Source organism: Neobacillus vireti (genome assembly GCF_001026695.1).
GTDB lineage: Bacteria > Bacillota > Bacilli > Bacillales > Cytobacillaceae > Neobacillus > Neobacillus vireti.
In genome coordinates, this window is record NZ_LDNB01000017.1 from 124,533 (window position 1) to 141,448 (window position 16,916).

14 protein-coding genes are annotated in these 16,916 nt (G+C 38.6%); all 14 read left to right on the forward strand.

Annotation, left to right across the window (positions count from 1 at the left end):
* Positions 1-7 precede the first annotated feature (7 nt).
* The 14 genes from AA980_RS20800 (at position 8) to AA980_RS20865 (ending at position 16,907) form a co-directional block, all read left to right on the forward strand.
* Complete coding sequence (locus AA980_RS20800; RefSeq protein WP_024028150.1) at positions 8-1,684, forward strand: 2-oxoacid:acceptor oxidoreductase family protein; 1,677 nt, start codon at positions 8-10, stop codon at positions 1,682-1,684.
* A 13-nt stretch (positions 1,685-1,697) separates the two neighbouring features.
* Positions 1,698-2,522: a thiamine pyrophosphate-dependent enzyme gene (locus AA980_RS20805; protein ID WP_024028149.1), complete on the forward strand. Its 825-nt coding sequence runs from the start codon at positions 1,698-1,700 to the stop codon at positions 2,520-2,522.
* Positions 2,523-2,555: 33 nt separating this feature from the next.
* Positions 2,556-3,650 (forward strand): Leu/Phe/Val dehydrogenase, encoded by a 1,095-nt coding sequence (locus AA980_RS20810; RefSeq protein ID WP_024028148.1) that lies wholly within the window; start codon positions 2,556-2,558, stop codon positions 3,648-3,650.
* A gap of 26 nt (positions 3,651-3,676) precedes the next feature.
* Entirely contained in the window at positions 3,677-4,435 is a 759-nt protein-coding gene (locus AA980_RS20815) for an SDR family NAD(P)-dependent oxidoreductase (RefSeq protein WP_024028147.1), read from the forward strand.
* 15 nt (positions 4,436-4,450) lie between these two features.
* Entirely contained in the window at positions 4,451-4,798 is a 348-nt protein-coding gene (locus AA980_RS20820; protein WP_024028146.1) for a cupin domain-containing protein, read from the forward strand.
* 222 nt (positions 4,799-5,020) lie between these two features.
* The gene (locus AA980_RS20825; RefSeq protein WP_024028145.1) at positions 5,021-6,487 is read left to right on the forward strand and encodes a sodium/proline symporter; all 1,467 of its coding nucleotides are present in this window, start codon (positions 5,021-5,023) and stop codon (positions 6,485-6,487) included.
* Between the two features lie 20 nt (positions 6,488-6,507).
* Positions 6,508-7,929, forward strand: coding sequence for an NAD(P)/FAD-dependent oxidoreductase (locus tag AA980_RS20830; protein WP_024028144.1), 1,422 nt, complete (start codon positions 6,508-6,510; stop codon positions 7,927-7,929).
* A 79-nt stretch (positions 7,930-8,008) separates the two neighbouring features.
* On the forward strand, positions 8,009-8,248 hold the full coding sequence (locus tag AA980_RS20835; protein WP_024028143.1) for a hypothetical protein: 240 nt from the start codon (positions 8,009-8,011) through the stop codon (positions 8,246-8,248).
* Between the two features lie 480 nt (positions 8,249-8,728).
* Entirely contained in the window at positions 8,729-10,126 is a 1,398-nt protein-coding gene (locus AA980_RS20840; protein WP_024028142.1) for a sigma-54 interaction domain-containing protein, read from the forward strand.
* A 234-nt stretch (positions 10,127-10,360) separates the two neighbouring features.
* Complete coding sequence (locus tag AA980_RS20845; RefSeq protein WP_024028141.1) at positions 10,361-11,125, forward strand: SDR family NAD(P)-dependent oxidoreductase; 765 nt, start codon at positions 10,361-10,363, stop codon at positions 11,123-11,125.
* A 23-nt stretch (positions 11,126-11,148) separates the two neighbouring features.
* Positions 11,149-12,738 (forward strand): class I adenylate-forming enzyme family protein, encoded by a 1,590-nt coding sequence (locus tag AA980_RS20850; protein ID WP_024028140.1) that lies wholly within the window; start codon positions 11,149-11,151, stop codon positions 12,736-12,738.
* Positions 12,739-12,768: 30 nt separating this feature from the next.
* A complete protein-coding gene (locus AA980_RS20855) occupies positions 12,769-14,097 on the forward strand; it encodes an MFS transporter (protein ID WP_024028139.1) in 1,329 nt (442 codons plus the stop codon).
* Between the two features lie 39 nt (positions 14,098-14,136).
* On the forward strand, positions 14,137-15,318 hold the full coding sequence (locus tag AA980_RS20860; protein ID WP_024028138.1) for a M20 family metallopeptidase: 1,182 nt from the start codon (positions 14,137-14,139) through the stop codon (positions 15,316-15,318).
* Positions 15,319-15,449: 131 nt separating this feature from the next.
* Positions 15,450-16,907 (forward strand): 4-hydroxyphenylacetate 3-hydroxylase family protein, encoded by a 1,458-nt coding sequence (locus AA980_RS20865; protein ID WP_024028137.1) that lies wholly within the window; start codon positions 15,450-15,452, stop codon positions 16,905-16,907.
* The last annotated feature ends 9 nt before the right edge of the window (positions 16,908-16,916 follow it).

Below are 16,916 nucleotides of genomic sequence, written 5' to 3' on the forward strand. Positions count from 1 at the left end.
AAATTTTTTGAAAAGTATAGCACTATTTGGATTAACGGGTCAGGGGGTTGAAACTGCCGGTGAAATCCTTTCAAAAGTTATTGAATCCCTTGGATATACTCATCGAAATTGGCGTGATTTTTCAACCATCATTCGTGGTGGAAATACTTCTTTTGAGATTTATATTGCCGATAAGTTTGAAACTGAATCCCCGCCAAGAATGGAAGAAATCGATTTGGCCATTGTTTGGACCGATGAAGGTGTCGATCGGTATTTATCCAGGTTAAAAGATAAGTCCATGATATTTGGTCCTAATAATGTTAAGAGCATACCAAGTGAGCATCAAGAAAATCCTCCTAAACTTGGATTTAACGTTTGGTCTTTAGGGATTATATGTGGACATCTAGGTATTCCGTATCAACAGGTATTGAAAGAGGTGGAAATGAAATTTAAAAAGGAGAAAAATACCGATTTATTCGAGGCAGGTTATCAATTGGGATTAACAGTTTTATCTGGTGAACCATTAATCGACCTTGGGATTGAAAATGTAACCATCTCTGGAAATGATGCATTATGCCTTGGGGGAATTGCCGCAGATGTAAGGTATTATTACGGATATCCAATAACTCCAGCTTCCGAAATATTGGAGAACTTCTCAAAGTGGCTGCCGCCTTTAGGGGGAGGAACCTTTCAGGTAGAAGATGAGATAGCAGCAATCCATGCTGCATTAGGATGCAGTTATGCCGGTAAACGTACATTTGTTGCAACTAGTGGACCTGGATTAGCGTTAATGACCGAAGGGTTGGGTTATGCAGCGGCAACAGAAATCCCACTGGTGTTAGTAGATAATCAACGCGGTGGACCTTCAACTGGAATGCCAACCAAAACCGAACAAAGTGATTTATTACACCTTATGAATGCAGGACATGGGGAATTTGCCCGTATCCTACTCACCCCAACAAGTGTGTTAGATTGTATCGTCACAATTCAAGAAGCACTCAACCTCTCAGAATATTATCAATGCCCCGTGATTATTGCATTAGATTTAGATCTTGCACTTAGGAAGATATCCATTCCATGGGAAAAAGTTGAAAGCGCTATCAGGTCTGTTGAAATCGACCGTGGACCTACTATTTTAGAATCACAAATTGAAGGAACTTATAAAAGATTTGAAGCAGTAGGCAGTTCTCCTCCACTTCGAACTGTTCCTGGGGTAAAAGGTGGAGCATACGTAGCCAGTGGAGATGAGCATGATGAAAGAGGCTTAATGGAACCTGACTTTAAAAAGGTTCGAAGTACATTGCATATCAGAAGGTTAAATAAGGCTAACTCCATTCGATATAATAGACCCTTCTCCACAATCGGTGATAAAGACGCCCCAATTACTATCATTGGAACAGGGGCAATGGGAGAATTAATTGAAAACTTTGTAAAGGATAACCCTAGTGTTTATCAAGGCTTGCTCATACGTCAGCTTGCTCCTTTACCAAAGGAAGAATTAACAGTAGCATTGAAAAATTCCAAGAGAATTGTTGTCGCAGAGTATAATGCTAAAGCCCAAATACGAACTATTTTAAAACCTGGGTTAGAGAATAAAGAAGTTCATTCACTTTTAAGGTTTGATGGTGAACACTTTACTGACAAAGAATTTAATGAAGAAATCTTTACCATTTTAAACGAAGTTACAAGTAATCTGACAAATTAGGGGGGGGGATAAAATGTCTGCAACATTAACTGCAAAGGATTTCTCCAATGGTAATACGCCGACTTGGTGTCCCGGATGTGGAGACTTTGGAGTATTGAGGGGAATCCAAGGAGCATTAGCAAAATTAAGTATAAGTCCTGAAAATTCGGTCCTTGTTTCGGGAATCGGCTGCAGCGGAAAAATATCTCATTACTTTGGAGGATATTCAATCCATACTACTCATGGGAGAACCTTACCAACTGCACTTGGGATTAAATCCTCAAGACCTGAATTAACGGTAATATCAGCAGGTGGTGATGGTGATGGATATGGAATAGGGGTAGGGCATCTAGTTCATGCAGCCAGAAGGAACTTACCTGTCACTTATATTGTTATGGATAATTCGGTTTATGGAAATACAAAGGGTCAAACATCACCAACAAGTCCATTGGGATATGAATCATCGACTTCACCCGAGGGAAATCTTGATCAGCCCATAAATCCGCTATTATTAGCATGGTCATCCGGGGCTACTTTCATCGGCCAAGGCTTTTCTGGTGACATTAAACATTTGGAAGATTTAATTATTAAGGGTATTCAACATGATGGATTTTCCTTAATAAATGTTTTTAGCCCGTGTGTCGTTTTTAATAAAGCACAAGGGTACGATTTTTACAAAAAGAGAATTACCTATCAAGATCGTCCGGCGGAAACAAGCCCAGAGTTTGTTTCTTTACTCTCTGAAAATCCGTTTACAGCTGGAGTACTCTGGCAGAATAAAAAGGATACGGCTAGATATCAGCAACAAAAAGTTGTCGATAGTGATATTGTTTCATATCTAAAAGCAAGAATTATTTAGTTCTATTAAACTAATGAAATTTGAGGTGGAGAAATGGAAGGCAAAATCTATGAGTACTTAGAAAAATACAATTATGAAAATCTATTCTTTTTTAACGATAACGAAACGGGTCTTAAGGGTGTGGTTTGCATACATGACACAACGTTGGGACCAGCAACGGGCGGCTTAAGAATGTGGACCTATCAAAACGAATGGGATGCAATCGAGGATGCCCTTAGGCTCGGTAAGGGAATGACTTATAAGTATGCAGCAGCTGGAGTGGACCTTGGCGGTGGAAAAGCGGTGATAATTGGCGATCCCAAAAAGCAAAAAAGTGAAGCATTGTTTAGGGCATTTGGGCGCTTTATAAATCGCTTAAATGGATTATATATAACTGGGCAAGATGTAGGTACGACGTTAAGAGATATGGAAACCATCCGGTCGGAAACGCCTTATGTCGTTACACTTCCACGAGAATTTGGCGGTGCGGGAGAAATTTCGCCTTATACAGCACTGGGTGTATACCAAGCAATAAAGGCTTGCTCTAAGGAGAAACTTGGAACGGAAAGTCTTGAAGGTGTACGAATTGCGGTTCAAGGTGTTGGAAATGTTGGTTATCATCTGGTTAAATACCTTGCGCAAGAAGGAGCCGATATCACGATTGCAGATATTGATAATAAGAGGGTTCAGGAAGTAGCCGATGAGTTTGGAACTACTATAGAGTCAGTTGAGAGGATACATGCATTGGATGTAGATATTTATTCGCCTTGTGCACTTGGAAAGGTAATCAATGACCGTTCACTAGGTGAGTTAAAATGTTCGATTGTTGCTGGGTCTGCAAATAACCAGCTAGCGGAAGAGAAGCATGGTAACTTTTTAGATGAATTAGGTATCCTTTATGCTCCTGATTATATTGCCAATGCAGGTGGAACGATTTTTGATACAGATCGAATCAAACCGGGTGGATTTAATGAACAAAGAGGGATCAATTCTGTCAAACGAATCTATGAAACGATGAGAGACTTAATCCATATCTCAAAAGCTGAAAATATTCCAACCTACAAAGCTGCCGATTTATTTGCAGAAAGAAGGATTGAGAGTGTTGGAAAAGCGAAACAATTACGGAAACAGGTTTCTATCTTTAATTAAAAAAATAATCCTGGAGTGTGATCCAATTGCGTTTAAAAGATAAGGTTTGTATTGTAACAGGTTCAAGTATGGGAATTGGTGAAGCAATCGCCGAACGATTTGCGCAAGAAGGTGCCAAAGTTGTCGTGAATTCAAGAAGCCTAGAACGTGCTGACAAGACTGCTGCAGCCCTTAAAGAAAAAGGATACGACGTATACGCTATCGCTGCAGATATGTCCAACAAGCAATCGGTGGTTGCACTGATGGATAAAACTGTTCAAAAGTACGGTGGGATTGATGTAGTCGTAAATAATGCAGGAGTCAATCGGATTGGTCCGTCTATTGAATTAAGTGAGGAAGATTGGCGGACTGTAATAGATACAAATCTGACGGGTACATTCTTCGGCTGTCAAGAAGCGGCCAAGTATATGCAAGGGAATGGGGGATCCATCATTAATATCACATCTGTTTATGGTCAAGTCTGTGTCCCTATGAGAGCGGCGTATAGTTCAACAAAGTTTGCGATGAATGGGTTAACGAAAGTCTTGGCTGTGGAATGGGCAGAAAAAAATATTCGTGTCAATGGTGTAGCTCCTGCTTATATTAAAACGCCTTTAGATGAAACCGATCAGGACGCTGGCGGGTATGGGGATGAAGATGTAATCAGACGTACACCATTAAATCGTTTTGGTACGACAAAAGAAGTGGCAGACGTTGTATTATTTTTAGCATCAGATGAATCAAGTTATGTAACAGGTTCCATTTACAATGTCGATGGTGGATGGGTTGCGTATGGCGGTTGGTAGAAAAGGAGGAATTTGATGGGTGTCAAATTATTAGAAGAAAAGGGCTATTTTTTTGAAACATTAGCAGGAACAATCGGAACTGGTGAGGCGAAAATCGCTCGGTTTGTAACAGATGAACTTTCTCCTACTCTTGGCGGCGGAATGGTAAAGATAGAGAAGTGTAGATTTCCCTGGACTGTCCGTTACGATGAAATATTGTATGTAACTGAAGGTGAAATAATAATCGAATCAAATGGAGAAAACATGGTTGGAAAGGAGGGCGATTCATTTTTCATAGAAAAGGGGTCACCAATTGTTTATGAGGCTGTGTCCCAAGGAACCTTTCTATTTTCTTTATACCCAGCCAATTGGAACAAACTATAGTCAATTTAAGATGAAACATCTGTTTTAAATAAGATAGATGTTTCATCTATTACAAACGCCCCATTGTTAAAAACATCAATGTTAGCTTTTATAAAGTAAAAAGCGAATAATTACAAAATTAATATTCTGATTATTATGAATAGTCTAAGTGCAGAAATACCTTCTTTTTAATCAATAGTCTTTTGAACGATGAAGAAAAATTGGAAAAGGGGCTGGCATAGTATGGATAAGATTGTTCTAGTTGAACTAATTATTTACTTTGTGGCTATGATTGGAATTGGAGTCTATTTTAGCCGCAAAGAGTTGGGATATAAAGATTACCACCTTGGGGGGGATAAAATTCCCGGTTGGGCCTTGGCTTTTTCGGAAAGATCCACAGAAGCGTCTGCCTGGTTACTGCTTGGAGCTACGGGGTTTGCTTTTTCGACTGGACTTTCTAGTGTATGGTTGTTTATCGGGATGTTAGTGGGAATTATAATTTCATGGTTATTTTTAGCAAAAAAATTTATGCAGGAGAGAATAAAGTATAATGCGATGACTCTTCCAGACTATTTATCAGCTAGATTTCCAAAACACGCCAATATTATAAGAGGGATAGGGGCAATAATTATCATTCCTTTTTTTACTCTATATGTAGGGACCCAATTTGGCGGTACAGGTCAGACTTTGGAACAAACGATGGGGATTAAACCAATAGTTGGCATCCTAATTGTCGCAGTTGTTGTCGTCGTATATTCATGTCTAGGAGGGTTCTTATCGGTTGTATGGACGGATGCAATTCAAGCTATTTTAATGGTTGCCACGCTCGTTGTTCTGCCGATTGTTGCCTTGTTTAAAATCGGTTCTTTAGACCTATCCATTACCGATGCACTTGTTCAAGCTGGAAATGGTGCTTCCTCTTGGACAGGTGGATTAACTGGGTTAGGAATTGGGCTTCTTATTTATACAAACTTATCATGGGCTCTCGGTTATTTGGGAGGCCAGCCACATATTAGTGCAAGATTTATGGCGTTAAGAAATGAAAAGGATGCGAAAATCGGTAGAAATGCAGCGATTCTCTGGGGAGTTTTAGCATATGGAGGAGCATTTTTGATTGGTATTACAGGGTTGACCTTGTACGGATCAGGTGGAGTTAAAAACGTTGAAATGATATTACCATTTATGCTGACTGAATTACTTCCTGGGTGGTTAGTTGGAATATTACTTGCAGGTATTCTTGCTGCCATTATGTCAACAGCCTCTTCTCAATTATTAGTCGTCTCCACCTCCATAAGTGAGGATATTTTACACAAGGTTATGGGGCTGAAATTAAATGAGAAACAATTAGTATTGATTTCGCGTATTTCAGTATCGGTTGTTGGTTTAATTGGTTTGGTCATCGGTCTCATGTCTAAATCGTTAATATATGTAGTAATTGGCTGGGCATGGGCAGGTGTAGGAAACAGTTTTGCCGCTGCCATTCTTTTAACATTCTTTTGGAAACGTATGTCCGGGGCTGGTGTTATTGCTGCACTTCTTACAGGTTTTATTGGTACCATTATTTGGATCAATACACCTCTTGAAGGAATAGTGACATCCCGTGGAGCAACATTAATCCTAGCATTAATAGGAGGAGTAATAGTTAGTTTGGCAATTCCCGAGAAAAAAGAAATTTCATCTGTAAAGAGTGAAGGAATTAATTTGACCTAATATTCATTGAGGTGTTTAAAGTGGTAGATGACAGTTCTGGTTTAGTAAAATACTATGCTTCAAGGAGTTTCTGGCTTGAAAGCAGCGATGATGATTTAAGCCCTAGACCAAGTTTGAATGAGGAAATAACTGCTGACATTGCAATATTGGGAGCAGGATTCACAGGTTTATGGACTGGCTATTATTTATTACTTCAAGATCCGTCCTTAAAAATAGTGATTATTGAGAAGCATATTACCGGTTTTGGTGCTTCTGGCAGAAATGCAGGCTGGTGTTCACCGAAATTTTCATTAACTCCTGAAGTAGCTATTGAACGGTATGGTGAGGTGGCTGCTAGAGAATTACTTTTAACAATGTATGCTTCTGTAAATGAAATGGAACGTGTTATTCAGGAAGAAAAGATGAAAGTAGATTGGAAAAAATCCGGATTTATGAAGGTGTCAATGGGAGAACATTTACTCTTTCAATTTGAAAATGAAATGAAAACGTTTCAGAAACTTGGTTTAGAGGAGTACTATCAACTTCTAAACAGAGGCGAAACAAAGGACCGAATAAATGCTAATGGACTTAAAGGCAGTATTCTCACTAAGGTATCAGCCGTTCTTCATCCTGCAAAATTAGCTAGGCAATTGGCTAGAATACTTGAGGAGAGAGGAGTAAAAATATATGAACAAACGGAGGTAGTAGACTTTAAAGAAGGTCACTCGTCAAATCCTCCGAAATTAATGACTAGGAGTGGGACTGTAACCGCTAATTTAGCAGTCGTAATTGCGGGAGAGGCATATCTTAGTCAAATGACTCTATTTCGCCGCCATATTATTCCGATGTACTCATCAATGGTAGTAACTGAACCTTTATCAGAGGCTCAATGGTCTTCTATTGGTTGGGAAAATCGGGAGGCAGTTGGGTCAAACACATTAGGTCAAGATTATCTCCAACGAACTGCTAATGGCCGAATTTTATTTGGACTCGGTAATGCGGGCCGCTACCGTTATGCTTCAAAAATAAAGGATTCATTTGACACTCATGATTCCGTCATTGACTGGTTAAAGCAAAGGGTCATAAAATGGTTCCCTTCGGTTTCCGTCAATCAGTTCACCCATGCTTGGGGAGGACCAATTGGGGTTACAAGTGACTGGACCCCCAACATTCAGTTTAATCAGCAAACCCGAGTGGCCAAAATTTTTGGATACTTTGGTCAAGGTGTTTCTACCGCTAATTTGGCTGGCCGGATTCTCACGGATCTTATTTTTGAGAAAAAATCTTCCCTTACTAACTTGCCGATGGTTCAACATTCTTCAGCAAAATGGGTTCCGGAGCCATTGCGATGGGCGGGAGCCAGGTATGTTCAATCAGAAATTGGTCGACTTGATAAAAGATCGGAATTATATGGGATAGCACCAAAAGGAAATACCTTGGCAGAACGAATGATTCGTCATTAACGAAAAAAATAATAGTAATAACACCAGTAGGTTGTCCGAAATAATTATGGTACGGCAAAAAGCAAGGAGTGGCATAAGGATGGAATTCTTTTTAAGTTGTTATGATAACGCATTTCCTTGTGAAGTGACCCTAGATGAAGAAAATGGGAGGTATATGCTAAGGAATTCAGATTCAAGTGGAGAATATTTTAATAGTCCAACAGAGCTAGTGGATTGGATTAAGAATAATTGGACTGAGAGAGAATTCACCAATCCCAAGGAATTTATAGAAATGATTGCCTTGTTGGAAAAGTATATTTGTAAATCTCCCAATTATTAATAATAACTTAATGTTTTTGTAGGACCCTGGTAAGGGCCTGACCCGGGTGATGTTTTTTAATAGGGCAGGCTCTTTTCTGTGGAGAAATTTATAGGAGTGATACTACCCTATCCCAAAAAGAAATAGGCCGGTAAACTAAAGCTTTAAGACACCATTAACAAATGGAATTATAAAAACCTCATTTCCAAAATTATCTATTATAATGGTATTGATTTAGCTGCTAGAAAAGAACGAACTATTTTCGGTTTTTAATTTTAAAACTTTCGAATTCTTTCAAAAAAACAAAAAATAAAAGGAAGTTTTACATATTTAGAGAATTATATAGTGTGAACGATTCGATTAAGAATCATATATAAAATTTGATTTAAAAAGTAATCAACTCTTTTTATTAAAAAAACACATTACAAAACAGTGCTTTCAATTCAATCGAACTAAGGGGGAGCATCAAATGACAATTAATATACCAATGAGGATATTTCCATGATTGAGAACACGAAGCTTGATAGTGTGAACAAATCCGATATTGAAATCATCTTATTGTCCATTTTTCAATCAAGTTACGATGGTATTTACGTTGCAGACAATGATGGTGTGGGAATTATGGTTAATTCCGCTTACTCAAGAATTACTGGTGTAAATAGCCAAGAGTTACTGGGAAAGAACATGATGACTGTGGTAAAAGAAGGGCTAGTTTCAGAATCTGTTACTATAAAGGTTTTAGAGGAAAAAACAGCTCAAACGATTATTCAAACGGTTAGAGGGAAGGAATTATTAGTAACGGGCAATCCTGTATTTGACCATAACGGGAAAATTACCTATGTTGTAACAAACGTAAGGGATATATCTGATTTAAATTATATGAAAACTGAGCTGCTGCACTCAAAGAGATTGACGGAACAGTATGTATGTGAAATTGAAGAATTAAAAAAGAGAGAATTAATCCATTTGCATCTTGATGGAATTATCGGTCAAAGCCAAGAAATTATGAAGGTTTTTCATCTTGCAAGGAAGGTAGCTAAGGTTGATTCTACGGTCCTTATTTTAGGAGAGTCTGGAGTAGGGAAAGAAGTGATTGTTAATTATCTCCACCAAGAAAGTGATCGGGCGAATGCACCTTTGATTAAAGTGAATTGCGGCGCAATACCAAAACACTTGCTGGAATCTGAATTATTTGGCTATGAAAAAGGCGCATTTACAGGGGCTGACAGTCAGGGAAAGCCCGGATTGTTTGAACAGGCGGACGGGGGGACTATATTTCTAGATGAAATTGGCGACATGCCAATGGATCTGCAAGTAAAATTATTAAGGGTTCTCCAAGAATTTGAAATCATGCGCGTTGGCGGAAGAAAAAGCTTTAAAATTGATGTAAGGGTCATTTCAGCGACAAATATGAATTTAGAGGAAATGGTAGATAAAAATGATTTTAGAAGGGATCTTTATTACCGACTGAATATAGTTCCTATAAAGGTCCCTCCCTTAAGAGAAAGGATAGCAGATATTGTTCCACTTGCCTTCTATTTTTTAAATAAAAACAATAAAAAGAATAAGTTAAATAAAAGGTTTCATCATGAAATCATTCATTTTTTCGAAGAATATCGCTGGCCAGGGAATATTAGAGAGTTAGAAAATTTAATTGAAAGATTAGTAGTAACAACAGACAATGAGGAAATAAAGATGCAGGATTTACCAGCTAGCTTGTTACTAGGAAAGGCTCGTAAAAAGATAGAAACGGGGAAATTAAAGGAAATTATTGCGAATGTTGAGCGAAAGCTAATCAAAGAGCAAATGGAAAAATCAAAGACAACACGCCATGCTGCAAAAGAATTAGGGATTAGCCAATCAGCCCTGGTAAAAAAAATGCAGAAATTAGGTTTTTGATGAAAAAAGGAATCAAAAGTCAACGTTCATTCGTTGGCTTTTTTCATTACACTCAATGGGAAAACGAATAATTATCAATATATTAACGGTGATAAAGGAAGAAATGTCTGTATTTTTGCAATATTATGTCGAATTATTATATATTTTCATAAAATATGAAAAATTGGCACAATTATTGCAATATATAATAAATAATACGACAACAAATAAAAGAGGATGAAGGTGATTGAGAGGATGGATCTTCCAACATTTGATTTAAAAGGCAAGGTTGCCCTCGTTACAGGAGGAAGTAAAGGGATTGGATTTAGCATGGCTCAGGCATTAGGGCATTATGGAGCAACGCTTGTTATTTCCAGCCGAGGGGCTGAAGAAGGGGAAAAGGCTGTTTCACAGTTAAAGGAAGAGGATATCGAAGCAGCCTATATTCCTTGTGATGTTACGAAAAAGGATCAGGTGGAACTGCTAGTCAGGCGAATTGTGGATCAATTCGGCTCGCTTGATATCTTAGTGAACAACGCAGGAATGAATATCCGGAAGCTGTTAGTTGAAGTAGAAGAAAGCGATTGGGATCAAGTATTAACGGTCAATTTAAAAGGACTTTTTCTAGTGGGACAAGCTTGTGCCAAACAAATGATTAAACAAAATTATGGAAAAATCATCAACATCTCATCTATTTTAGGATCAATTGGAATGCCGTTCCAGACATCATATGCGGCTAGTAAAGGAGGCATTAACCAAGTAACAAAAGTCTGGGCTGATGAGTTAGCACCCTATAATATCACCGTTAATGCCATTGGGCCAGGATACATAAAAACACCAATGACCAATGATTGGTTATCTGATCCTGAACGGGCTGAGAAAATAATCAATGCCAGCATGATCAAAAGAATCGGAGAAACTTCGGATCTTGTGGGACCTGTGGTTTTCTTTGCTTCTGATACATCAGCCTATGTTACTGGCCAGATATTAAATGTTGATGGCGGATGTACTGCTCGTTAAAGGAATGATTAGGAGGTTAGTAAATGAATATCACCAATGAAGTCCACTTTAATCGTAAAGTAAAAGTCTTTAAGAATCGGCCTAAAAACCTGCATGCGATGTTGAAAGAGACTGCCCAGAAATATTCATCACATGAGGTCCTTGTGATGAATGGAAATCGCTTAACGTATAAAGAAATGCACGAAAAAGTGGAGCAGATTGCCGGTAATTTACAGAACTCGCTATGTGTAAAAAAGGGAGATCGTGTTGCACTTATATTAGGAAATAGTATTGAATTTTGTTTACTCGTTTTTGCTTGTGCTAAATTAGGGGCCATTGTGGTGCCATTAAATACTAGACTAAGAGAAGATGAACTTTCTTTTATGATTCAACAATCTAACAGCCAGATCTTGGTTGTGGATGATGAATTTTTAGAGAAGGTCGAAAGCATGAGAGATCTTGATTCCATCATAAATGTTCAATACTTTTTCTTAGTGGGGAATAGAACACCAAACCGAAAAGATTATTTGCCTTTTGAAATCTTAGAACAACCTTCTTCAGGTGCGGATGTTCATGTAACGGAAGAGGATCCATTATTTATTATGTATACATCTGGAACAACTGGACTTCCAAAAGGTGCGATCGGCAGTCATTTTGGTGCGATTCACAGTGCAATCAATTATGAATACGTGTTAAAGACAAATGACAAAACAATAACCCTAATCGCTGTTCCTCTCTTTCATGTTACAGGCTTAATTGGCCAGCTTTTTCACATGGTTAAGGTAGGGGGGACACTCGTTATAATGAGGAGGTTTAAGACAGAAGAATACATCCGATTAACAGTGGAAGAAAATGTATCCTTTTTGTTTAATGTTCCAACCATCTACAATATGATGATGGCACATTCAGATTTCTCATTATATAGCTATTCAAAAGTAAATTGTATCGCCTACGGCGGTGCTCCGATGTCGTCGGAAACGATTTATAAATTGAAAAAGTATTTTCCGAATTCGTACTTGCATAATGCATATGGAGCCACTGAGACCTCCTCTCCTGCAACCATTATGCCGCAAATCTTTAATGAGTCAAAGGTAGATTCCGTTGGACTGCCTGTTCCTGTTGGCGAAATAAGAGTTGTAAATGATTTGGATGAACCATGTAAACCTGGTGAAGTGGGTGAACTATTAATTAAAGGGCCCATGATCGTTGAAGGCTATTGGAACAATGAGGCTGCCAACCAAACATCATTCCATAATGAATTTTGGCGCTCAGGCGACTTAGCAAAAATAGATGAAGATGGTTTTGTTTATATTGTCGATCGAAAAAAAGACTTAATTAATCGGGGCGGTGAAAAGATATTTTCCATTGAGGTCGAGAATGTTCTTTATAATCATCCTAAAGTATATGAAGTGGCTGTCGTAGGAGTTCCAGATCCTCTCTTTGGGGAAATTGTCAAAGCGGTGATTGTCCCAGAGTCTGATGAAACCATTGAGAGCCAAGAAATAAAAGATTTTGTTGCAGAAAGATTAGCAAATTTTAAAGTTCCGAAACTAGTAGAATTTGTATCCGAACTGCCTCGTAATGCGGCGGGGAAAATTATAAAGAATGTGCTGAAGAATTTACAGCATCACTAATTTTTTTTACAAAAGAGAGGAAGAGATGCAATGTCTACAATTGTGAAAAAGGCTTGGGGCTATCGATATGCGGTTTTAATCGTTCTTTGGTTAGTCTATATTATTAATTATTTTGACCGGATGGCGGTCTTAACCTTTCTGCCATTCATACAGAAGGATTTAAACTTAACCCCTGTGGAAGTAGGGCAGCTAGCATCTGTGTTTTTCTTTGCCTATGCTGCTGCGCAAATTAGCGCTGGTTTCCTGGCTGATAAATTTGGAGCCAAAAGAGTTATGTATGTAGCCATTACAGTCTTTACATTCGTTACCGCTATAACAGGAATGGTAAAAACCTTCGGCCAGTTTTTGGCCCTCCGAATTGGATTAGGGCTTGGAGAAGGACACCATTTTGCCCCGGCCATTCGGGCAATAAATAACTGGTTCCCTCATAAAGAAAGAGGAAGGGCTGTTTCGTTTTTCGCAACTTCATGGGCCGTTGCCCCGGCAATCGTGCCGGTTATCGTTACTAGTATCTCTGTTTATTTTTTCAGTGGTGATTGGAGACCGGTCTTCTATGTGCTTGCTATACCGGGAGTAATCGGAATTTTCTTACTATGGCGTTTTATATCAGATTCTCCAAAAGAAATGATTGCGAAAGGGAAATTGAGTAAGGATCAGGATATTGATGGGGATGATGTTGCTTCTGTTAGAACGATTTCGAAAGAAGAGAAAAGAAAAAGCTACGGTATTTTCCTCAAAGATGTTAATTTTTATGTTTTTACCTTGTGTCTATTTTGTCAATTAGCTGTTTATTGGGGAACAACGACCTGGTTAACTTCCTTTTTGGTTACCCAGCATGGGTTAAATCTTAAGGAAATGGGCTTGTTCGCATCTGCACCATATATCGTTGCTTTCTTCGCTATGATGCTTGGGGGATGGCTGATGGATAACGTTCTTCATCGAATGAAGCCTGTTGCTTTGATTGGGTATATTTGCAGTATTCCTGTACTGTGGATGCTTGGTGCAGTAGAAAAAGGTAATACGGGTCTATTACTTACACTGCTATTGCTCGTTGGTTTCTTTGTTAACTTAAACTTTGGCTCGATTTATGCTTATCTGCCTAAATTATATCCAAAGGAAGTTGTTGGAAGTGCAACAGGATTAGCGAATGGAATTGGTCAAATGGGTGCATTTGTTTCTCCTCTGGTTGCAGGGTATTTAGTAAAAGTAGGGGCAAATGGAGCACAAGATTTTAGCAGAGTTTTTATCTTCTTTGCCATAGTTTCGGCAGTAGCGGCAGTTTGTTCTTTCATTTTGAAGGAAAAGAAGGTAACGAATGCCAGTATAAAATTGATTAAAACTGAGAAATCGATTAGTTAGGTTTTTCTGAGAACCATATTAAAAAAGGTGGGATATAGCATGCAGGTTTTGCCATCCATTTTTGAAACGATTAATGAAAAAGAGGCCATTCAATTTTTACAATCACTTATACAAGTGAACAGTGTGAATCAACCGGGAAATGAAAAAAGAGTAGCTGAGGTGATACAGACATATTTAACACCATCCAATCTTCACGTTGCATTAGATGATCTTGGTAACAATCGCGCTAATCTATTTGTTACCTATCCATATGTTGAGACAGATGAAAAATATTTAATTTACAGCGGTCATTTAGATACCGTTCCAACGGGGAAGGTCGAATGGGAACATGATCCTTTTTCCGGGAAGGTAGTAGGTAATAAAATATATGGGCGAGGAACGACCGACATGAAAAGTGGTGTTGCTGCAATGGTCCTGGCTCTGAAATATTTAGAACGTGCCGGAGTGAAACTAAAGGGAACGGTACAGTTTGTCGGGACTGCAGGTGAAGAGGTCGATGGATACGGTGCAAAAATAGTCGTGGAAAAAGGGCAAATAGACAAGGCAACCGCATTGGTTGTTTCGGAACCTAGCGAAAACCAACTTTTCACTGCACATAAGGGCTGTTTATGGCTAGAAATCACTACCAATGGAAAAACAGCGCATGGTTCAATGCCAGACCAGGGTATTAATGCTATTTTAACGATGAATGAGTTTATAAATACTCTCCAATCCTATCAATTTGATTACACGCCGCACCCATTATTAGGTCATCCAACGATTAATATTGGGACAATTGATGGTGGTGTAAAAACAAATGTTGTACCGGATCAATGTAAATTGACTTTAGACATACGAACAATTCCTGGACAGGATAAAGATAGGATTTTAAAAGATATCGAGAATATGATCCAAGAAATCTCAATCCGGTCACAATCAACCTGCCAAATAAAGGTCATAAATAGTATGGAATCCGTAGGCACCAATGAATCAGATGATTTTGTGATACTTGCTGTTAATACTGCTAAGAACCATTTAAACATAGAGCTAACTCCTTCAGGTGTTAATTATTATACGGATGCATCTGTTTATTGCCCTCATTTGAAAATACCGACGATTATATTTGGCCCGGGAAATCCAAAACTTGCACACCAGCCAGACGAATATGTAGAAATTGATAAATTCATCGAATCTATCCGTTATTTTATGGCCCTCGCGATTGATTATTTGGGTGAAAGCTAGAATTTGTTCGATAGGTAAATAGCTGCAGTGTGTCTAATTGATTAATAAACTTTTTAAATTCATTAATGGAATGTTAGATGAGATTACAACTCATAAAACAATGCGTCTAAAAAAAGAGGAGGAAAATTACTATGATGACACAAGAAGAATATATTGAAAGTCTTCGCAAGCAAAAGAAGGAAGTTTATTTTATGGGAGAAAGGGTTGAAAATGTAGTCGATCATCCGGCGATGAGACCGCATATTAATGCAGCATCTGTTACCTATAAATTGGGTACAGAAGAGCAATATGAAGAACTTGGCAGTGCAACCTCACATTTGACAGGAGAAAAAATAAACCGTTGGACACATATTCCGCAAAACCAAGAAGATCTCGTTAAGAAAGCGATGATGCTTCGGGTTGCGGGACAAATAACAGGAACCTGTTTTCAACGATGTGTTGGAATGGATGGCTTGATTACCCTATATTCAACCACATGGGAGATGGACCGGGATCTTGGTACGAATTATCATGAAAGATTTAAACGATTTTTAATTGATACACAAAATAATGACTTTATGACAGATGGAGCCATGACAGATCCAAAAGGAGACCGTTCGAAAAGACCGTCAGAACAACAAGACCCTGATCAGTATGTCAGGGTGGTAGAAGAAAGAGAAGATGGGATTGTTGTTCGCGGTGCAAAAATGCATCAAACCGGTGCCATCAATTCACATCAAATTTTAGTTATGCCGGGTACTGCGATGACGCCAAACGATGCAGATTACGCCATTTCCTTCGCTGTTCCAGCCGATGAAGCAGGGATTGTCTATGTTTTTGGACGGCAAGTTAATGACAGCCGTAAATGGGAAGGAAAAATAGATCAAGGAAATGCCAAATATGGAGTGGTCGGCGGAGAAGCGCTGATTATTTTTGAAGATGTATTTGTTCCATGGGAACGTGTATTTATGTATAAAGAAACCAAGTATACCGGAAAACTTGTTGATCGCTTCGCATCCTACCATCGTCAAAACTATGGTGCTTGTAAGGCAGGAAATCTTGATGTTCTGATTGGGGCAACAGCGTCACTTGCAGACATGCATGGAATCTCAAAAGCCAGTCATGTGAAGGAGAAACTTTCTGAAATGGCTCACTTAGTTGAAACTATGTATAGTGGAGCCCTCGCCTGTTCATTTAATTGTTCTACATCTGGATGTGGTACTGCTTTTGTTGATCCCGTGTTGGCAAATACATCTAAACTAAATACTGCTCGTTATTATCCGGAAGTAACAAAGCTTTCCCAAGATTTAGCAGGTGGGTTTGTAGCCACACTGCCTTCTGAAAAAGAGTTAGATAACCCAAGAATTGCTCCTTATATTTATAAATACTATCGGACAGGTGAAAATGTAGATCCAATTCAAAGAATTAAAATGGGACGTCTTATTGAAAATATGACCGGCTCGACTCCAATTATTGAGTGTATGCATGGTGCGGGATCACCGCAGGCACAAAAAGTGGTCATCCAAAGATCAATTAATTGGGGTGAAAAAATTAAATATGCTTCGGAAATCGTCAAAGATTCAGAGGAACCAAGTGAAGTAACTAGCTAATCTACAAGT

Bases quoted from the DNA above. Each gene is read 5' to 3' on its own strand.
- AA980_RS20805 (WP_024028149.1), top strand. From the start codon at position 1,698: ATGTCTGCAACATTAACTGCAAAGGATTTCTCCAATGGTAATACGCCG.
- AA980_RS20810 (WP_024028148.1), top strand. From the start codon at position 2,556: ATGGAAGGCAAAATCTATGAGTACTTAGAAAAATACAATTATGAAAAT.
- AA980_RS20820 (WP_024028146.1), top strand. From the start codon at position 4,451: ATGGGTGTCAAATTATTAGAAGAAAAGGGCTATTTTTTTGAAACATTA.
- AA980_RS20825 (WP_024028145.1), top strand. From the start codon at position 5,021: ATGGATAAGATTGTTCTAGTTGAACTAATTATTTACTTTGTGGCTATG.
- AA980_RS20835 (WP_024028143.1), top strand. From the start codon at position 8,009: ATGGAATTCTTTTTAAGTTGTTATGATAACGCATTTCCTTGTGAAGTG.
- AA980_RS20840 (WP_024028142.1), top strand. From the start codon at position 8,729: ATGATTGAGAACACGAAGCTTGATAGTGTGAACAAATCCGATATTGAA.
- AA980_RS20845 (WP_024028141.1), top strand. From the start codon at position 10,361: ATGGATCTTCCAACATTTGATTTAAAAGGCAAGGTTGCCCTCGTTACA.
- AA980_RS20850 (WP_024028140.1), top strand. From the start codon at position 11,149: ATGAATATCACCAATGAAGTCCACTTTAATCGTAAAGTAAAAGTCTTT.
- AA980_RS20855 (WP_024028139.1), top strand. From the start codon at position 12,769: ATGTCTACAATTGTGAAAAAGGCTTGGGGCTATCGATATGCGGTTTTA.
- AA980_RS20860 (WP_024028138.1), top strand. From the start codon at position 14,137: ATGCAGGTTTTGCCATCCATTTTTGAAACGATTAATGAAAAAGAGGCC.
- AA980_RS20865 (WP_024028137.1), top strand. From the start codon at position 15,450: ATGATGACACAAGAAGAATATATTGAAAGTCTTCGCAAGCAAAAGAAG.